Annotated in this window: 8 protein-coding genes; 4 read left to right on the forward strand and 4 right to left on the reverse strand. The window is 58.1% G+C overall.

From position 1 onward, the window contains the following. Nucleotides 1-203: 203 nt before the first annotated feature. Nucleotides 204-1,226 (forward strand): protease SohB, encoded by a 1,023-nt coding sequence (gene sohB / locus BLL42_RS25765; protein ID WP_071555383.1) that lies wholly within the window; start codon nucleotides 204-206, stop codon nucleotides 1,224-1,226. A 217-nt stretch (nucleotides 1,227-1,443) separates the two neighbouring features. Beyond that, the gene (locus tag BLL42_RS25770; RefSeq protein WP_330220788.1) at nucleotides 1,444-4,884 is read left to right on the forward strand and encodes a leucine-rich repeat domain-containing protein; all 3,441 of its coding nucleotides are present in this window, start codon (nucleotides 1,444-1,446) and stop codon (nucleotides 4,882-4,884) included. A gap of 115 nt (nucleotides 4,885-4,999) precedes the next feature. Here BLL42_RS25770 and BLL42_RS25775 read toward each other — a convergent pair whose 3' ends face one another. Both BLL42_RS25775 and BLL42_RS25780 read right to left on the reverse strand, forming a co-directional pair. Beyond that, complete coding sequence (locus BLL42_RS25775; RefSeq protein ID WP_071555384.1) at nucleotides 5,000-5,494, reverse strand: DUF934 domain-containing protein; 495 nt, start codon at nucleotides 5,492-5,494, stop codon at nucleotides 5,000-5,002. Continuing rightward, nucleotides 5,478-7,136, reverse strand: coding sequence for a nitrite/sulfite reductase (locus tag BLL42_RS25780; RefSeq protein WP_071555385.1), 1,659 nt, complete (start codon nucleotides 7,134-7,136; stop codon nucleotides 5,478-5,480). The genes BLL42_RS25775 and BLL42_RS25780 overlap by 17 nt, the downstream gene beginning before the upstream one ends. Nucleotides 7,137-7,655: 519 nt before the next feature. Here BLL42_RS25780 and BLL42_RS25785 point away from each other — a divergent pair. Beyond that, nucleotides 7,656-8,741: an ABC transporter substrate-binding protein gene (locus tag BLL42_RS25785; RefSeq protein ID WP_071555386.1), complete on the forward strand. Its 1,086-nt coding sequence runs from the start codon at nucleotides 7,656-7,658 to the stop codon at nucleotides 8,739-8,741. A gap of 10 nt (nucleotides 8,742-8,751) precedes the next feature. On the opposite strand, the gene BLL42_RS25790 is transcribed toward BLL42_RS25785, so the two are convergent. Further along, entirely contained in the window at nucleotides 8,752-8,970 is a 219-nt protein-coding gene (locus BLL42_RS25790) for a DUF2970 domain-containing protein (RefSeq protein WP_054597004.1), read from the reverse strand. Nucleotides 8,971-9,053: 83 nt separating this feature from the next. Then, nucleotides 9,054-9,410 (reverse strand): hypothetical protein, encoded by a 357-nt coding sequence (locus BLL42_RS25795; RefSeq protein WP_071555387.1) that lies wholly within the window; start codon nucleotides 9,408-9,410, stop codon nucleotides 9,054-9,056. A gap of 505 nt (nucleotides 9,411-9,915) precedes the next feature. Between BLL42_RS25795 and BLL42_RS25800 the strand changes: the two genes are divergently transcribed. Next, nucleotides 9,916-14,817: an NAD-glutamate dehydrogenase gene (locus tag BLL42_RS25800; RefSeq protein ID WP_071555388.1), complete on the forward strand. Its 4,902-nt coding sequence runs from the start codon at nucleotides 9,916-9,918 to the stop codon at nucleotides 14,815-14,817. Nucleotides 14,818-14,863 lie beyond the last annotated feature (46 nt).

Consider the following 14,863-nt stretch of genomic DNA (forward strand, 5'->3'; position numbering starts at 1 on the left):
CCGTGTCATCCCGGTACGTTGAAGGTTTGGCGAGGTTATGAGGATGCCGATGAGCTGTCAATGAAAAAACATACGCTTGTTTGAAATGCTCGTTGGAGGCCCGTTACAGAAGGTTTCATGACTGGTCGCAACGCGGCCGCATGGGTATGCTGAAGGTATACGCGCCTGCGTGTTCAGCGGCGCACTGTAGTTAAGGAGTCGATGTGGAGTTTCTTGCCGAGTACGCAAGTTTTCTGGCTAAAACCGTGACCCTGGTGATTGCCATTCTGGTGGTCCTGGCCAGCTTTGCGGCGCTGCGCAGCAAAGGCCGGCGCAAGTCCGCGGGCCAGTTGCAGGTCAATAAACTGAATGATTTCTACAAAGAGCTGCGTGAGCGTCTGGAGCAGACGCTGCTCGACAAGGATCAGCTCAAGGCCGTGCGCAAGTCTGAAGCCAAGGCCGAGAAAAAGCTGAAGAAAAAACCTGAAGCCAAATCTCGGGTGTTCGTGCTGGATTTCGACGGTGACATCAAGGCTTCGGCAACTGAAAGCCTGCGCCATGAAATCACCGCACTGCTGTCCCTGGCCACGCCGAAGGACGAAGTTGTACTGCGTCTGGAAAGTGGCGGTGGCATGGTCCACAGCTACGGTTTGGCATCCTCGCAATTGGCGCGCATTCGTCAGGCCGGTGTGCCATTGACCGTGTGCATCGACAAGGTCGCGGCCAGCGGCGGTTACATGATGGCGTGTATCGGCGAGAAGATCATCAGCGCACCGTTTGCCATTCTGGGTTCGATCGGTGTGGTGGCGCAGTTGCCTAACGTCAATCGTTTGCTGAAAAAGCACGACATCGACTTCGAAGTCCTGACGGCTGGCGAGTACAAGCGCACGCTGACGGTGTTTGGCGAAAACACCGAAAAAGGCCGGGAGAAGTTCCAGGAAGACCTGGATGTCACTCACGAACTGTTCAAAAACTTCGTCTCGCGCTACCGGCCGCAGTTGGCCATCAATGAAGTGGCCACCGGTGAAGTCTGGTTGGGCGTTGCAGCGTTGGAAAAACGGCTGGTCGATGAACTGAAAACCAGCGATGAATACCTTGCCGAGCGGGCCAAGGGCGCAGAGTTGTTTCACCTGCATTATGCCGAACGCAAGAGTCTGCAAGAACGCGTCGGTCTGGCGGCCAGCGGTTCGATTGATCGGGTCTTGTTGGCGTGGTGGAGCCGTCTCACCCAGCAGCGCTTTTGGTAAGGCGCACGGGCTCGCCAGTGCGGGCCCGTTATTACGGCGTCGAGTGCAATGCTCGGCGCTGTCTGTATAGGCTCAGTCGCGGGTGTTTACCCTCTGCATGTCAGGTCTTGTGAGACAGTCGCGTTTTCCCACCGGATTGAAGATATTTCCTGCTTTTTTTGCGGCAGGCGATGCATAAGCTCTTAATTCCCAAATCAACTGCAAAGGATTGCAAATGATGGCGCTAGAGAGTCAACACCACCCTGTCACCAGCCGGTTATTTACTCAGAACAAACAGCCACTGTCGAGCCTTGCACTGGACGCTGTATTGCCCCAGACCCCGACCCAATATGCCGCGAAGCTGATCGAGGAGCGTTGGGGGGCAGCGCCATTGGCCGCTCGCCTGGTCGATCTCAATTACAGTTTCTATGGCTACCCTGCGCAACAGAACGTGCAGCAAGGCCGAGTCAGAAAGTCGCAAAGCCTGGTACAGGCCTTGCTGTCCAACTATCAGGCCGTGGGCGCGGGTCGCTTCGGGGAAACGGCATTCGGCCTGTACACGCCTCCTGTCGTGGGCCCGGAAGTCCAAATCGTCGAGATTGATCAGTCTATCAAGCCAGACGGTGGGTTCCGGGACTATGAGGGCATCTACCGTCAGACCGTTCCTCAGCTCTACGGCCCGAGCACTCAGCTAAAGCTGCAGCCGGCAGAGTTCAAGAAGTGGGTGTGGGAGCTGGAGTTCAAGGACAAATACACCGCTTATGTGCACGCTGCGTGGCCTTCCGACGAGGTCTGTCTTGCACCGCAAGGCTCTCCGCTGCGCACTTCGGTCAAGACCGCATTTGTCATGGCGGCTTATTTGCAGCGCCAGGAAAACAGCCTGACCCAGGATGGACTCAATCTGGCACTGCGGGCTGCCGGGTTCGATGCGCAGCAAACGTGGGAGCAACTGACGGTTGAGCAATTGCAGGCCTGGGCGACTATCGAGTCTTCCATAGAGGCTGCGCGTCTGGTCATTTACCGTTATGTATCGAGCGATATCTGGAGCTTTCGGGAGAAAACCAGTGAGCGGATTTTGCTTTATATCCCGAGCAACTCTTCTCCGTTTCACGAGTTTGCCGATCAAAAGGCGTTGCACAAATGGGTGGTCGATGTGGGTGGGGACGTTGCCAGGAAGGAGGCTCTGGCAGCGCATTTTTCCGAAGATGACCGGCAGGACGGCACGTTTCACGCTGGCGTGTCGACCGCGTTGGACGGCATGTCGATTTACCCTGAACAACATCATTTGAAGAAAGGCCATGGTTTTTTCAACGATGATGGTTACTGGGATCCTGCCGATTACGTTCATTTCAAGGTCGCAACGTCTCCAACCGATCCCTTCGCGCAGTGGGTGTTGGTGATGAAGCAAGCGACCCAGGCAAGTATTGAAACGATTCGTGACGATGCCCAGGTCAATCGGGATGATTTGAGTGCGGTGGTCGAGCCCATTGTGCAATGGATCAACAAATTTGGTCCCTTGGCGTTGTTTGTTCCCGGGGGCGAAGGTTTGTTGGCGTTGGCCGGACTGATCGATGCCGGTTATGGGTTGGCTCAGGCGGTTGATGGCAAGACCTCTGAAGAGCGCTCGGCAGGTGTCACACGCACCGTATTCGGTTTGCTCAATGCCTTGCCACTGGCCGCGGAAGGGACAGCCATCAAGGCCGAGGAACATTCCGTCGGCATCGGGTCTGAGTCCGGTCCGGCACCCGCGGTTGTGGATGAGCCCTTGTCCGGCGAGTCCTCGTTCGTGGCCGGAGAGGTTGCACCTCACGCCTCTGGCGCTGAGCGGGTACAACTGATGCGAGGTATTGGGCCGAGTGTCCAGTCATTCAGCGATGAGGTTCTGGCCCAGATCGCTCATGTCAGCCCGGTGGACGATGATGTATTACGTCTGATGCACACCGGGCAGCGGCCACCGGCTCCGGTGCTGGCGGATACCATCAGTCGTTTCACGCTCGATCAGGATCTGCAGCGAGCCATTGACGCGCTACCCGAAGGCTCGACGCAGGCCGAGCAGCTAAAGAGCACGCGAGTCGAACAGTTCAAGCAGCGCTACAACGCGCTACAGCATTCGGATAATGACTGGGTCAGGTTGTTTCAGCATCAATACCCGGGTTTGCCGAAAAGTGCAGTGGAGCAAATGCTCGACAGGTCGGGAGTGGACATTGCTGCGCCCCACACACTGGCTGACACCAAGCGAGTGCTGGGGCAGTTGAGTGGCAAGGCGCAACAGTACGAGCAGCATGTACGCCTGTGCCGCGCCTATGAGGGGCTCTATCTGAAGTCGGTCGAAAACGCCGACAGCGATGTGCTCGTTTTGCAGACGCTGGAACGGCTGCCGGGCTGGTCACGTGCGACTCCAGTCAAGGCGCTCTACGGGCGGGTCGGTACCGCTGACTTTGACCAAGCGCTTCTCGGGCTTGTGCCGCAAGAACAACGCGCGGCCTTCGGTTTGCGTCCAGACCATGAATGGCAGGACTTGCAGCTCAAAATTCGGGAAAACGTCCTGCCGCGCTCCGAATTGATGCTCGGGCTGCACAGGATGGACTCCGGGTTGACCTTTCAGCGTATCGGGTTGCACGGCGGTGGATTCCCGAACACCGCGCAGTCCGGTGAGCTGTCCACGGAGATGATGAGGCTTCAGGTTAAAGAGATTTATCCTGCTTTCACGACAGAGCAAGCGGATGATTTTCTATTGAGTGTGGGCGCTCGGGCTCAGGCTGATCTTGATCGGTTGAGGTTGCAGACCGAGCAACTACGTGTCGACATCACCGGTTGGATCGAAGACATCACCGATGATATTGAAGACATGGATATCGAGCTATTGTTGGTGGGGGATGAGGATGCGCTTGGGATGAGCGACACCGAGATCGAGGAGGAGAACGACGCGCGCATAGAGGAGTGGATGGAGATTGAACGTGATACCCGATATGAACTGGCCGAGGAGCTGATCGCTATTTGGCAAAGACGTAGCGGGCCAGACAGCCGGGTCTATCAAAATGATCAGCTGATTGGCTTTCACCTGGACATGGACTTTGAGCAGATGCACCACCTCCCGCAGCTCAACGTCAAGTTGAACGATGTAGTGGCGCTCACCATGCCGAATTTCAAGTTAGCGCAGCGCGGCAGTCTTAACGGATTCCTCGAATGTTTTCCCAATCTTCGCTCGTTGAATATGCAGGGCGTCGATTTACGCCTCTTTGATCAGAACGGGATCGAGGTTGGCCGGTTGCCGCCCGCCATCGCCGATATGCGTCAGCTTGAGATCCTTAATCTAAAAGCGACCAGGCTGGTCCTGACAGAGGAAACCGCAGGCCAACTCGCCGAGCTCACCCGACTTCAGGTACTCGATCTAAGCGAAAACCCGCTCGGTGTCCCGCCGCTATTGATTCAAATGACTGAATTGCGCCAACTCAAGCTGCGGGGCGCGGGTCTCAGGACTTGCCCGATCGGCATTCTCGATCGTCCTTACCTGGAAAGTCTGGATCTGCGTGATAACCAGATTACCCGAGTGCCAGAAGCGGTTCGAATGCAGTCGGTGGTCCAGGGCAACCTGTTGCTTTCAGGCAATCCGTTAACTGACGTAGACAGCCTGCAATGGATTGTGGCCCATCGCACCCAGACCGGGATAAATCTATAGAGGGCGCCAGGCACAGCGGAGGGATAACACCAGTCGCCCGCGCGAGGTGATTTTGCAGGACAAAAAAAGCCTTGAGCCCCGGCGCACGCACCGCAGGTTCAAGGCTTTTGGTCGATCAGCGGCGACGGAACAGCGGCAGCGGTTCGTCTGTGGCGGCCTGATAGCTCACCGAGAAGTCCTTGAGGCTTTCCAGGGCTTCGTACGGGTCTTTGTCGGCACGCAATGCATAAGCGTCGAAACCGCAGCGGTGCAGGTAGAACAATTGATCGCGCAGTACATCGCCGATCGCCCGCAGTTCACCCTTGTAGCCGTAACGGTCACGCAGCAGGCGCGCGTTGGAGTAGTTACGCCCATCGGTGAAGGCCGGGAAGTTCAGGGCGATGACCTGGAACTGATCAACGTCGTCACCGATTTCCTCGGCTTCTTCATCGGCGTCCAGCCACACGCCCAAACCGCCATCACGAGCCTTGAGGGCATGAGCGTGATCGCGCCACAGGGCCAGCGGCACGATCAGGTCGTCGCAGTTGGAAATGCCGTCGAAGGTCGCGTCCTTGGGCAACAAGTGCCAGGTTTCGTCGATGACTTCGTTGTTCTTAATTATTCGCTGCATAGACGCGTTCCTTGAAGAGGTCGATGCCGATACGTTGATAGGTGTCGATGAAGCGTTCGTCTTCGGTACGTTGTTCCACGTACACGTCGATCAGCTTCGAGATCACATCAGGCATGTCGTTCTGGGCAAAGGACGGGCCGAGGATCTTGCCCAGGCTGGCGTCACGGCTGGCGCTGCCACCGAGGGATACCTGGTAGAACTCTTCACCTTTCTTGTCCACTCCGAGGATGCCGATGTGGCCGACGTGGTGGTGACCACAGGCGTTCATGCAGCCAGAAATGTTCAGGTCCAGTTCGCCGATGTCGAACAGGTAGTCCAGGTCGTCGAAACGGCGCTGGATGGATTCGGCGATCGGGATCGACTTGGCGTTGGCCAGGGAGCAGAAGTCGCCACCCGGGCAGCAGATGATGTCGGTCAGCAGGCCGATGTTCGGCGTAGCGAAACCTTGCTCGCGCAATTCACCCCACAGGGTAAACAATTGGCTCTGCTCGACGTCAGCCAGAATGATGTTCTGCTCGTGGGAGGTGCGCAGTTGGCCAAAGCTGTAGCGGTCGGCCAGGTCGGCAACGCCATCGAGTTGCTTGTCGGTCAGGTCGCCCGGGGCAACGCCGGTCGGCTTGAGCGACAGGGTCACGGCGACATAACCCGGCTTCTTGTGAGCCAGTGTGTTGCGGGTGCGCCAACGGGCGAAGCCAGGGTGTTGCTGATCGAGATCAGCCAGCTCTGCCGTCAGATCGTCCAGGACTTTGTAGTCCGGATCGACGAAGTGTTTGGCGACACGATGCACTTCGGCTTCGGTCAGCGTGGTCTGGCCACCGCGAAGGTGTTCCATTTCCGCGTCGACTTTTTGTGCGAAGACTTCAGGCGTCAGGGCCTTGACCAGAATTTTGATCCGCGCCTTGTACTTGTTGTCGCGACGACCGTAGCGGTTGTACACACGCAGAATGGCGTCGAGGTAGCTCAGCAGGTCTTGCCACGGCAGGAATTCATTGATGAATGCGCCAACGACAGGCGTACGACCGAGGCCACCACCGACCAGCACCCGGAAACCCAGTTCGCCTGCGGCGTTGTGCACCGGCTCAAGGCCGATGTCATGGACTTCAATGGCTGCACGGTCCGACGTCGAACCGTTGATGGCGATCTTGAACTTGCGCGGCAGATAGGCGAATTCCGGGTGGAAGGTCGTCCACTGACGGACGATTTCGCACCACGGACGCGGATCGATCAACTCGTCGGCAGCGACACCGGCGAACTGGTCGGTGGTGACGTTTCGCAGGCAGTTGCCGCTGGTCTGGATAGCGTGCATCTGCACGGTAGCCAGCTCAGCCAGGATGTCCGGAATGTCTTCCAGCGCCGGCCAGTTGAACTGCACGTTCTGCCGGGTGCTGATGTGGGCATAGCCCTTGTCGTAGTCGCGGGCGATCCTGGCCATCATTCGCGTCTGGCGCGAAGTCAGTTGGCCATATGGCACGGCAACTCGCAGCATCGGGGCGAAGCGCTGGATATAAAGGCCATTTTGCAGGCGCAGGGGGCGGAATTCTTCTTCGCTCAGCTCGCCTGCCAGATAGCGTCGGGTCTGATCACGGAACTGCTTGACGCGGTCCTCGATGATCCGCTGATCGTACTCGTCGTATACGTACATATAGGTCCTGTTCTCAGGCTTGGGTCAATCAGGAACAGCTGCGTTTTTCGCTGGCTTGATTCCGATATTGCCTTGGCAATTCTGCGCGCACGGCCGCGCACTCCCCACGGAGCCGAGGCAAGATACCAGTTTGCGTTTATGCGCAAAAGTGATGTTTGAGTATATATAAAGAACCAAATCGACTAATGAGGCTGGCTATTGTCTTACCCACATTTGTGGTGCGGGCAATCCTCGACTTAACTGTGCTTGAGTCTTTCTGCAATCACCGATAAAACCGACAAGAGGCGATGCAATGAGCAACCCAACCAAAGCAGGGAAAAGCGATAGTACGGTCGATGCCTGGGCGATTTTGTTCCTGATCATCCTGGTCGTAGGAACAGCAGTGTTCTGGGTCAGTCACCAATAGCGACCCTGTCCGGGCCCGGTTCCGACGATTGTCGGACAAAAACCGGAATAAACCCGTTTTGCGGACGTTCGCTGGCTATACTGCGCGGTGAATTCCCGGGGCTCGGACGATTAATGTTGAAGTTTCTGTGTGGTGTGCTGCTGACGCTTGGTTCGGTCTTGGGACCGTGTGCCCAGGCGGCGTCGGTGCTGTTCCTGAGCCCCGGCACCTCTACGGAAACCTTTTGGCTCAGCTATTCGCAATTCATGCAGGCCGCTGCCAGGGATCTGGGCATGGACCTTCAGGTGCTGTATTCCGAGCGCGAGCCTGAAACCACGATCAAACAGGCCCGTGAAGCCCTGCAAGGGCCAAATCGGCCGGACTATCTGGTGTTCGCCAACGAGCAATATGTTGCGCCGGAAATTTTGCGGCTGTCCGAGGGCAGCGGCGTGAAGCTGTTTATCGTCAATAGCGCGCTAAGCGCCGATCAACTGGCGTTGCTCGGCAATCGCGAGGAAAAGTATCCCAATTGGCTTGGTAGCCTGGTGCCCAACGATGAGGAGGGCGGTTACCTGATGCTCAAGGAGTTGATCCGCCTGCATCCTCCTGTCGCCCCAGGCCAGAAACTTGAGTTGCTGGCGTTTGCCGGTTTGAAAATCACGCCGGCCTCGCAGTTGCGTGAAAAGGGCATGATGCGGGCGTTGCGCGAGCACCCCGAGGTGCATTTGCGGCAACTGGTGTACGGCGCCTGGAGCCGTCAGCGCGTCCATGAGCAGGCGACGTTGCTGTTCAAGCGCTATCCGAAGACGTCGCTGATCTGGACGGCCAACGATGAAATGGCGTTCGGGGCGATGCAGGCCTATGAAGAAGCGGGCGGCACGCCGGGCAAGGGCGCGCTGTTCGGCACCGTCAATACTTCGCCGGCAGCCTTGCAGGCGCTGCTGGATGGTCGTCTCAGTGTATTGCTGGGCGGGCACTTCAGCCTGGGCGGCTGGGCGCTGGTGCAGTTGTATGACTATGATCAGGGCGTCCATGTCGAACGATATGGCGGCCGTGACCGGCAAGTCCCGCTGTTGCAGTTGATTGATCGGGAGCAGGCCAGGCGATTGCTGGCCATGGGTGCCACGCAGAACTACGGCGTGAATTTCCGCAGCCTGTCGGCCAAGGATCGTCCTCTGAGTTATCGCTATCCGTTCAGCCTGCAAACCCTCATGCACTGACGTTGGGCGACTAAACCCCGGCCAGATGCAGGACCAGTTTCACGATACCGAACAGCGTCAGCGCAAAAACTGCGGTGAACAGAATGCCTAAAATCACGAAATGACTTGGCTTGCCGTGCGTGAAGTCGCGGGCGCGGTTCTTTCCGCTCTGCACGCCGAACGCCGCGGCCATCACGCTGTGCAGCATTTGCCAGAAGCTGGGTGGTTTGTTGTCGACTGGATCGTCCATAAATCCCTCGTCACCGGTGTGTGTGAGGCAAGCATAGTCAATCTTCCCGGGGGATGCGGCGGCTGTGAGGCCGCCATCGCAGGTCAGGTCAACTGGCTCACATAAGTGCCCGTGCCCTTGAGAATGTTCTGTAATGTTTCTTCCACTTCAGCCAGATCCGCCGGCGCGGTGCTGTGGTGGATTTCCAGATGATCGTCGCCATTCAGTGCATCGGCGTCAGCGGCGGCGATTTCGATCAGCAGGCGGGTAGGACTGAGGGTGACTTTCACACCGTCGAGGGTCGATGGTTCACCATCAAGGGTGATTTCCAGCTCATCTTCATCCGGGTAGCGAGTCATCAAAAACATGTCGCCCTGATTGCTGTGGCAGCAGAGCATGGCCATGTTGTCTTCTTCGTCGTCGCACGGGTTGGCGATCAGGTGGGCGGTGGTCAGTTGCATGGGGATATTCCTCGCTCAACGAGCGTTATGAAAACGACAAAAAGCCGATTCTGCCAGTCCGAGGGAATTTCTGCTCGGCTGTGTGTCTGAAGGCGTGTTGTGAACACTAGAGGGGTTACCGGTCATTTCTGGTACGGATGTGCCGTAAATCCGGGCATAAAACCGTCTTTTTTTCACGCGGCTGCTAGTGTTGTTCGATGCGCTGCCGATGAGTTACGTACCGTTGACCGAATATGTCGCAGCATCGCAAGCACGGGACTTGCCGCACTCGTTAAGCTGCGCAACGGATGGACACCTGTAAAGGCATTACCCTTTCTGTCGGTAGTCGTTTTTACAGATGCCCATTCATGGAAGGTGAATGTGACCTGAGTGTCTCGTCCAGCTTCACCCACCTGTCACCCTGATAACCTCTGCCCGAGATTCAGGAACAGGGTGACGGATCGCCCCGATAGGGGTTTTGCACGCGACGCTTCCATCAATAACAAGCCCAAGCGGAGTACCACAGATGGCGTTCTTCACCGCAGCCAGCAAAGCCGACTTCCAGCACCAACTGCAAGCGGCACTGGCGCAGCACATCAGTGAACAGGCACTGCCACAAGTGGCGCTGTTCGCTGAACAATTCTTCGGCATTATTTCACTCGATGAGCTGACCCAGCGCCGGTTGTCCGACCTCGCCGGCTGCACCCTTTCTGCCTGGCGCCTGCTTGAGCGCTTTGACCACGCACAACCACAGGTGCGCGTTTACAACCCCGATTACGAACGTCACGGCTGGCAGTCGACCCACACGGCGGTCGAAGTGCTGCACCACGATTTGCCATTCCTCGTGGACTCGGTGCGCACTGAGCTTAACCGTCGTGGTTACAGCATTCATACCTTGCAAACTACGGTGCTGAGCGTGCGTCGCGGCGCCAAGGGCGAACTGCTGGAAATCCTGCCTAAAGGCACCCACGGTGACGGCATTCAGCAAGAATCGCTGATGTACCTTGAGATCGACCGTTGCGCCCATACCGCCGAACTCAATGTATTGAGCAAGGAACTGGAACAGGTTCTCGGTGAAGTCCGCGTTGCGGTCGCCGATTTCGAACCGATGAAAGCCAAGGTCCAGGAGCTGATCGACGGCATCGACAAAAGCAAGTTTGCCGTTGATGCCGACGAAAAGAGCGAGATCAAGGGCTTCCTCGAGTGGATGGTGGGTAACCACTTCACGTTCCTGGGTTACGAAGAGTTCGTGGTTCGCGATGGGCAGGATGGCGGCCATATCGAATACGACCAGAACTCGTTCCTGGGCCTGACCCGATTGCTGCGTGCCGGCCTGACCGCTGAAGACCTGCGTATCGAAGACTACGCCGTGAACTACCTGCGCGAACCGACTCCACTGTCGTTCGCCAAGGCTGCGCACCCGAGCCGTGTACACCGTCCGGCTTACCCGGATTACGTGTCGATCCGCCAGATCGATGCCAGCGGTAAAGTCATCAAGGAATGCCGCTTCATGGGCCTGTACACCTCGTCGGTGTATGGCGAAAGCGTGCGGGTCATTCCGTACATCCGCCGCAAGGTCGACGTCATCGAACAGCGCTCCGGCTTCCAGGCCAAGGCGCACTTGGGCAAGGAACTGGCCCAGGTACTCGAAGTGTTGCCGCGTGACGATCTGTTCCAGACCCCGGTCGACGAGCTGTTCAGCACCGTGATGTCGATTGTGCAGATCCAGGAACGCAACAAGATTCGCGTGTTCCTGCGCAAAGACCCGTACGGTCGCTTCTGCTACTGCCTGGCCTACGTGCCACGCGACATCTACTCCACTGAAGTGCGTCAGAAGATCCAGCAAGTGCTGATGGATCGCCTGAAAGCCAGCGACTGCGAATTCTGGACCTTCTTCTCCGAGTCCGTACTGGCCCGTGTACAACTGATTCTGCGGGTTGACCCGAAGAACCGTCTGGACATCGACCCGCTGCTTCTGGAAAAAGAAGTGGTTCAGGCGTGCCGCAGCTGGCAGGACGACTACGCAAACCTGGTGGTCGACAGTTTCGGTGAAGCCCAGGGCACCAATGTGCTGGCAGACTTCCCGAAAGGCTTCCCGGCCGGCTACCGTGAGCGCTTCGCCGCGCATTCGGCTGTGGTCGACATGCAGCACCTGCTGAGCCTGAGCGAAAAAAATCCACTGGTCATGAGCTTCTATCAGCCGCTGGGTCAGGTGTCCGGTCAGCGCGAGCTGCACTGCAAGCTGTACCACGCCGATACCCCGCTGGCCTTGTCCGATGTACTGCCGATCCTGGAAAACCTCGGTCTGCGCGTGCTGGGTGAATTCCCTTATCGCCTGCGTCACAACAATGGCCGCGAGTTCTGGATCCATGACTTCGCGTTCACTGCCGCCGAAGGCCTGGAACTCGACATCCAGCAGCTCAACGACACCCTGCAGGACGCCTTCGTCCACATCGTTCGCGGCGATGCGGAAAATGATGCGTTCAACCGTCTGGTACTGACCGCCGGCCTGCCATGGCGCGACGTGGCGTTGCTGCGTGCTTACGCCCGTTACCTGAAGCAGATCCGTCTGGGCTTCGACCTGGGCTACATCGCCAGCACCCTGAACAACCACACCGACATCGCTCGCGAGTTGACCCGGTTGTTCAAAACCCGTTTCTACCTGGCCCGCAAGCTGACCGCCGACGACCTCGACGACAAGCAACAGCGCCTGGAGCACGCGATTCTGACCGCCCTGGACGATGTTCAGGTGTTGAACGAAGACCGGATCCTGCGTCGTTACCTGGACCTTATCAAGGCCACCCTGCGGACCAACTTCTATCAGACCGACGCCAACGGTCAGAACAAGTCCTACTTCAGCTTCAAGTTCAACCCGCACGCCATTCCTGAGCTGCCGAAGCCAGTGCCGAAGTTCGAAATCTTCGTGTACTCGCCACGCGTTGAAGGTGTGCACCTGCGCTTCGGCAACGTTGCTCGCGGTGGTCTGCGTTGGTCCGACCGTGAAGAAGACTACCGCACCGAAGTCCTGGGCCTGGTAAAAGCCCAGCAAGTGAAGAACTCGGTCATCGTGCCAGTGGGCGCCAAAGGCGGCTTCCTGCCGCGTCGTCTGCCGCTGGGTGGCAGCCGTGATGAAATCGCAGCAGAAGGCATCGCCTGCTACCGCATCTTCATTTCCGGTCTGTTGGACATCACCGACAACCTGAAAGACGGCGCGCTGGTTCCGCCGGCCAACGTCGTGCGTCACGACGACGATGACCCGTACCTGGTAGTGGCAGCGGACAAGGGCACTGCGACCTTCTCCGACATCGCCAACGGTATTGCGATCGACTACGGCTTCTGGCTCGGTGACGCTTTCGCGTCGGGTGGCTCGGCCGGTTACGACCACAAGAAAATGGGCATCACCGCCAAAGGCGCGTGGGTGGGTGTACAACGTCACTTCCGCGAGCGCGGCATCAACGTCCAGGAAGACAGCATCACTGTCGTGGGCGTCGGCGACATGGCCGGTGACGTGTTCGGTAACGGCTTGCTGATGTCCGAGAAGCTGCAACTGGTTGCAGCGTTCAACCACCTGCACATCTTCATCGACCCGAATCCACAGCCAGCCAACAGCTTCGCCGAGCGTCAGCGTCTGTTCGATCTGCCGCGTTCGGCGTGGTCGGATTACGACACCAGCATCATGTCTGAAGGCGGCGGGATCTTCTCTCGTAGCGCGAAAAGCATCGCGATTTCCCCGCAGATGAAAGAGCGTTTCGACATTCAGGCCGACAAGCTGACCCCGACCGAACTGCTGAATGCCTTGCTCAAGGCGCCAGTGGATCTGCTGTGGAACGGCGGTATCGGTACGTACGTCAAAGCCAGCAGCGAAAGCCACGCCGATGTCGGCGACAAGGCCAACGATGCACTGCGCGTGAACGGCAACGAACTGCGCTGCAAAGTCGTGGGCGAGGGCGGTAACCTCGGTATGACCCAACTGGGTCGTGTCGAATTCGGCCTCAATGGCGGCGGCTCCAACACTGACTTCATCGACAACGCCGGTGGCGTGGACTGCTCCGACCACGAAGTCAACATCAAGATCCTGCTGAACGAAGTGGTTCAGGCCGGCGACATGACCGAGAAGCAACGTAATCAGTTGCTTGGCAGCATGACCGACGAAGTCGGTGGTCTGGTGCTCGGCAACAACTACAAGCAGACTCAGGCCCTGTCCCTGGCAGCCCGCCGTGCCTACGAGCGGATTGCCGAGTACAAGCGTCTGATGAACGACCTGGAAGGCCGTGGCAAGCTGGATCGTGCCATTGAGTTCCTGCCGTCGGAGGAATTGCTCAACGAGCGCGTTGCGGCAGGTCATGGCTTGACCCGTGCCGAGCTGTCGGTGCTGATCTCCTACAGCAAGATCGACCTGAAAGAAGCACTGCTCAACTCGCAAGTGCCGGACGACGATTACCTGACCCGCGACATGGAAACCGCTTTCCCGCCGATGCTGGTCAGCAAGTTCTCCGAGGCCATGCGTCGTCACCGTCTGAAGCGTGAGATCGTCAGCACCCAGATCGCCAACGACCTGGTCAACCACATGGGCATCACCTTCGTTCAACGACTCAAAGAGTCGACCGGCATGAGCCCGGCGAACGTGGCCGGTGCGTATGTGATCGTGCGTGACATCTTCCATCTCCCGCACTGGTTCCGTCAGATAGAGGCACTGGATTACCAGGTTTCGGCCGACGTACAACTGGAGCTGATGGATGAACTGATGCGTCTGGGCCGTCGTGCCACTCGCTGGTTCCTGCGCAGCCGTCGCAACGAGCAGAACGCAGCGCGAGACGTCGCACACTTCGGTCCACATCTGGCAGCCCTGGGCCTCAAGCTCGACGAACTGCTGGAAGGTCCGACCCGCGAAGGCTGGCAGACCCGCTATCAGGCCTACGTCGCCGCTGGCGTACCTGAGTTGCTGGCGCGCATGGTTGCAGGCACTACTCACCTGTACACCTTGCTGCCAATCATCGAGGCTGCGGACGTGACCGGCCAGAACGCAGCGGACGTGGCCAAGGCCTACTTCGCCGTGGGCAGCGCTCTGGACATCACCTGGTACCTGCAACAGATCAGCGCTCTGCCGGTGGAAAACAACTGGCAAGCACTGGCCCGTGAAGCGTTCCGCGATGACATCGACTGGCAACAACGGGCGATCACCATCTCGGTCCTGCAACAGGGCGACGGCACTCAGGACGTGGAAACGCGTCTGGCAGTGTGGATGGACCAGAACCGGGGCATGATCGAGCGCTGGCGTGCCATGCTGGTGGATATCCGTGCCGCCAGCGGCACCGACTACGCCATGTACGCGGTAGCCAACCGCGAACTGCTGGACCTGGCGTTGAGTGGTCAAGCGGTAGTGCCTGCCGCTGTCACTGCCAGCGCCGAGCTGGAGCCTGTGGCCTGATCAGGCGTTGAATGAAAAAGCCCCGTATCGAAAGATACGGGGCTTT

Source organism: Pseudomonas frederiksbergensis (assembly GCF_001874645.1).
Taxonomy (GTDB): Bacteria; Pseudomonadota; Gammaproteobacteria; order Pseudomonadales; family Pseudomonadaceae; genus Aquipseudomonas; species Aquipseudomonas frederiksbergensis_B.

What these genes read in the sequence shown, in the direction of transcription:
- BLL42_RS25770 (WP_330220788.1), top strand. Translation starts at nt 1,444, where the DNA reads ATGGCGCTAGAGAGTCAACACCACCCTGTCACCAGCCGGTTATTTACT.
- BLL42_RS25775 (WP_071555384.1), bottom strand. Translation starts at nt 5,494, where the DNA reads ATGCAGCGAATAATTAAGAACAACGAAGTCATCGACGAAACCTGGCAC.
- BLL42_RS25780 (WP_071555385.1), bottom strand. Translation starts at nt 7,136, where the DNA reads ATGTACGTATACGACGAGTACGATCAGCGGATCATCGAGGACCGCGTC.
- BLL42_RS25785 (WP_071555386.1), top strand. Translation starts at nt 7,656, where the DNA reads ATGTTGAAGTTTCTGTGTGGTGTGCTGCTGACGCTTGGTTCGGTCTTG.
- BLL42_RS25790 (WP_054597004.1), bottom strand. Translation starts at nt 8,970, where the DNA reads ATGGACGATCCAGTCGACAACAAACCACCCAGCTTCTGGCAAATGCTG.
- BLL42_RS25795 (WP_071555387.1), bottom strand. Translation starts at nt 9,410, where the DNA reads ATGCAACTGACCACCGCCCACCTGATCGCCAACCCGTGCGACGACGAA.
- BLL42_RS25800 (WP_071555388.1), top strand. Translation starts at nt 9,916, where the DNA reads ATGGCGTTCTTCACCGCAGCCAGCAAAGCCGACTTCCAGCACCAACTG.